Origin of the sequence: Oceanivirga salmonicida (assembly GCF_001517915.1) — a bacterium.
GTDB lineage: Bacteria > Fusobacteriota > Fusobacteriia > Fusobacteriales > Leptotrichiaceae > Oceanivirga > Oceanivirga salmonicida.
Genome location: NZ_LOQI01000099.1, coordinates 1 through 4,144, shown reverse-complemented (window position 1 = coordinate 4,144; position 4,144 = coordinate 1). Strand labels below are relative to the sequence as shown.

The following is a 4,144-nucleotide window of genomic DNA, read 5'->3' as shown; positions in this document are numbered from 1 at the left end:
TTTTACTTTTTTTTGAAAAAGCTTTTTCTTTTTTTCTTTATTCTTAGTATTTACGATTTCCTTTTCATATTTTTTCTTTTTATTATAGTTATTTTAATATTTTTATGCTAAAATTATATTATCAAATTAATTGGAGGTAAGAACTATTTTTATATATTATATTTTTTTATTAATGCTTATTTCAGAATTAGTAGTATCTATATTAATATTTTTAAAAATTAATAATCTTGAAACTGTTTCTATATTATTATTAACTTTAAATTTATTACTTACTGCTGTTTCAATATTTATATCAATAAACTTTATACCGTTTTATATTTTATTATTAGCATATAAATATTATCCATATATCAATATTATTTATTTAGTTATTACTATTATATTATTACTAGGTTATGTTGGTATAGATGACAATTTTAAAAGTTTACATAAAAAATTTGTTGGACTTTTTTTCCTAACAAATTCATTAGGACTTATAGTTCTATTTTAAAGTAAGTATATTATACAAGGAGGACAAATGCAGATTATTTACATATTATTAAATTCTATTGTTACAACTATTTTTATAGTTTTGATTTTAGCCCTTATATTTTTATTAATTTTCCTTAAAATTAAACAAAAAGATGATGGAGACGGTATAAGTCAAAAAAAAGCAAAAACCATATTAATATCTTCACTTGATATTATTTATGATAAAAAAATTAGTTTATTAGATGAAAAAGTATCTTTTCTAACCTTAAAAAAGAAATTGGAAGCAATGGTAAACGATGATAAGATAGAAAAAATAATATTAGATTTAGATGAGTTAGAACTTACTCAAACTCAAAGTGAAGAACTTGAACCCATATTTAATAATTTAAAAAAGAAAAAGGAAGTTATAGCAGTTGCGTCTATATTTACTAGACAAAATTATTTAACTGCCCTATTAGCAAGTAAAATATATTTAGTAAAAACTAAAAATTCATATTTAATGATACAAGCTTATTCTAGAAAATTACCATATTACAAGAACTTATTAGATAAATTGGGTATAACAGTTAAGGCTATACATGTTGGAGATTTTAAATCTTATGGTGAAAATTATAAGTTAGATGAAATGTCAGATAATTTAAAAGAAAATCTTACTAGACTATACGATAAGAATTTAGAATATTTTATTGAAAAAGTAAAACAATATAGAAATATTGATATTACTAATGATATAGTTGATGGTAACATATTTTTAAAAGATGATTATAAAGGTTTAATAGATGGTAAAATTCATAAATATAAGCTTATAAATGAAGATGAGAAATTAATGAATATTTCTAGTTATAAACCTAAGAAAAAGAAAAAGAAATCTAAGAATATAATTTCTGTTATGTCATTAGAAGGTTCTATTAGTAAAACAGGTTTATGTTTCGATGAAGTATATAAGAAAGTCAAAAAAATTAAAGAATTAGATAATTTAAAAGGTTTAGTTATTGAAATTAATTCTCCTGGTGGTTCAGCATATGAATCTAGTTTAATACATTCAATGTTAAAACAAGAATTTAAAAATATTCCTATATTCATAAGTATGAAAGATGTTTGTGCTTCAGGTGGTTATTTTATTGCAAGTAGCGGACAAAAGATTTTCGCAAATAAATCAACTATAACAGGTTCTATAGGAGTGGTTGCTCTTTACCCTAACTTTAAAAATTTACTTGATAAAATTGGAGTAAATTATTCTGGTATACAAAAAGGGGAAACTACAGAATTTGGAGATTTAACACAAGAACTTAGTCCTAAATCTGAAACTTTATTCCAAAATCAAATGATACAAGTTTATGAAGAATTTAAAAAAGTTGTTATGAGAGCAAGAATTATGACAGATAAAAAATTAGAACCTATTGCAGGTGGTAGAGTATGGACTGGACTAGAAGCAAAAGAAATTGGACTAGTTGATAAAATAGGTACACTAGATGATACTATTAAAGAATTAGCTAAATATTTGAAAATAGAAGATTATAAGTTAGTTCATGTAGAAAAAGAAATAAAACTTAAAAATGAAATTAAAGGCAAAATTCCTTTATTAAGTCTTGATAAATCATTACTTAATATACCACTTATGTTATATATTAATTAATTCCTCAATAGAGGAATTTTTTATTTTAAAAAATATGTAAAAATGCATAATTATTAACAAAAAAAATTTAATTTTTTATAAAAAAAAATGCACCATTTAAGTGCATTAATAAATTTTTATAAAAATTTACAATTATCCTAAAGCTTTTACTTTTAAAGAAAGTCTTGACTTAGTTCTTGATGCTGTATTTTGTTTTAAAACTCCTTTAGTTACTGCTTTATCTAATTCTTTATATACTGCAGATAGTGCTGTCTTAGCTTCGTCGACATTATTACTTTCAACAGCTCCAATAACTTTTTTAACGAAAGTTTTTACTCTACTTTTAGTTGCTTGATTTCTTAATCTGTTTCTTTCTCCTAAAACAACTCTTTTTTTAGATGATTTAGTATGTGCCATATTCAACCTCCTTATACAATTTTTTGATACTTAGTTATGATATCATTTTTTTTTACAAAAATCAATATTAATAATATTTTTCTAATTCTTCACTACTCATTTCTTTAACTTCTTCAACAGTTTTACCTGCTATTAAAGCTCTTACTTGAGTACCAGTTATAGTTTCTTTTTCTAAAACTAATTTTGCTATTTTTTCTAAGTTATCTTTATTTTCTTTTATTAATTCTACTGTTTTATCATATTGTTTTTTCAATATTTTTCTTACTTCTAATTCTATTTCTCTGTTTGTTTCTTCACTTATAGTATTTTTAAATGATTCTTGATTATCAACTAAATGTATAGCACCTAAATCACTCATACCATAATATCTAACATAAGCATCTGCTCTTCTTGTTGCTGCTTCTATATCTGATGATGCTCCTGTACTTATATCATCCATCATAACTTGCTCAGCAGCTCTTCCACCAAACGCAACTATTATTTCATCTAATATTTTATTTTTACTTATATACATTTGATCTTTTGGTAAAGGCATCATAAACCCACCAGCATTTCCTCTTGGTATTATTGTAAGTTTGTGTACCTTATCTGCATGCGGCAATATACTTGCCATTAAAGCATGTCCACCTTCATGATATGCTGTTAGTTTTAAATCATATTCAGATATTTTTTTATTTCTTTGCCCTAATCCCATACCAATTTTATCAACAGCTTCATCTAAATCAGCCATTGTTATTACTTTTCTATTATCTCTTGCTGCAAATATTGCTGCTTCATTTAAAATATTTTCTAAATCTGCTCCAACATAACCTGGAGTAATTTTAGCAATATCTTCTAACTTAACATCTTTTGATAATTTTTTATTTCTTGCATGTACTTCTAATATTTGTATTCTTGCATTTAAATCTGGTGCTGAAACTGCTATTCTTCTATCGAATCTTCCTGATCTTAATAATGCTTCATCTAATACATCTTCTCTATTTGTTGCTGCTACTATTATTATTTGTGCATCAGTATCAAATCCATCCATTTCAACTAATAATTGATTTAATGTTTGTTCTCTTTCATCATTTCCACCATTTCTACTCATACCTCTTTTTCTACCTATGGCATCTATTTCATCTATGAATATTATTGATGGTTTATTTTTCTTAGCTTCTTCAAATAAGTCTCTAACTCTAGAAGCCCCGACACCTACATACATTTCAACAAATTCAGATGCTGAAATATTGAAAAACGATGCCCCAGATTCTCCTGCTAATGCTTTGGCTAATAAAGTTTTACCAGTTCCTGGCATTCCTAATAAAAGAACACCTTTTGGAACTCTTGCTCCTACTTCTAAAAATTTACTTGGGTCTTTTAAAAATTGTACTACTTCTGTTAATTCTTCTTTAATGTCATCTAATCCAGCAACATCTTCAAATTTAACATTAGGTTTTTCTTTTACTCTAGCTTTTGTTTTACCCATATTAAATGGATTAACTCCACCTGAACCGCCACCCATAAGTCTTCTTGATAAAAACATAAATATAGATATCAATAATATCATAGGTAATAGGTTTAATATTATTCTTACTAATAAAGAATTGGCATAAGAATCTATTGATTTTAACTCTATATTATTTTCATTTATTATTTGCA

4 protein-coding genes are annotated in these 4,144 nt (G+C 24.8%); 2 read left to right on the top strand and 2 right to left on the bottom strand.

The window, feature by feature from the left end:
• Positions 1 to 172 precede the first annotated feature (172 nt).
• Together AWT72_RS08175 and sppA are read left to right on the top strand one after the other, a co-directional pair.
• Positions 173 to 490 (top strand): hypothetical protein, encoded by a 318-nt coding sequence (locus tag AWT72_RS08175; protein ID WP_067143481.1) that lies wholly within the window; start codon positions 173 to 175, stop codon positions 488 to 490.
• 27 nt (positions 491 to 517) lie between these two features.
• The gene (gene sppA / locus AWT72_RS08170; RefSeq protein ID WP_067143478.1) at positions 518 to 2,107 is read left to right on the top strand and encodes a signal peptide peptidase SppA; all 1,590 of its coding nucleotides are present in this window, start codon (positions 518 to 520) and stop codon (positions 2,105 to 2,107) included.
• 132 nt (positions 2,108 to 2,239) lie between these two features.
• Here the strand turns inward: sppA and rpsT are convergent, their stop codons facing one another.
• Positions 2,240 to 2,503 (bottom strand): 30S ribosomal protein S20, encoded by a 264-nt coding sequence (gene rpsT / locus AWT72_RS08165; protein ID WP_067143474.1) that lies wholly within the window; start codon positions 2,501 to 2,503, stop codon positions 2,240 to 2,242.
• Positions 2,504 to 2,570: 67 nt separating this feature from the next.
• The coding region (gene ftsH / locus AWT72_RS08160; protein ID WP_067143471.1) for an ATP-dependent zinc metalloprotease FtsH at positions 2,571 to 4,144 on the bottom strand (1,574 nt) is incomplete at its 5' end.

What these genes read in the sequence shown, in the direction of transcription:
- AWT72_RS08175 (WP_067143481.1), top strand. Translation starts at nt 173, where the DNA reads ATGCTTATTTCAGAATTAGTAGTATCTATATTAATATTTTTAAAAATT.
- rpsT (WP_067143474.1), bottom strand. Translation starts at nt 2,503, where the DNA reads ATGGCACATACTAAATCATCTAAAAAAAGAGTTGTTTTAGGAGAAAGA.
- sppA (WP_067143478.1), top strand. Translation starts at nt 518, where the DNA reads ATGCAGATTATTTACATATTATTAAATTCTATTGTTACAACTATTTTT.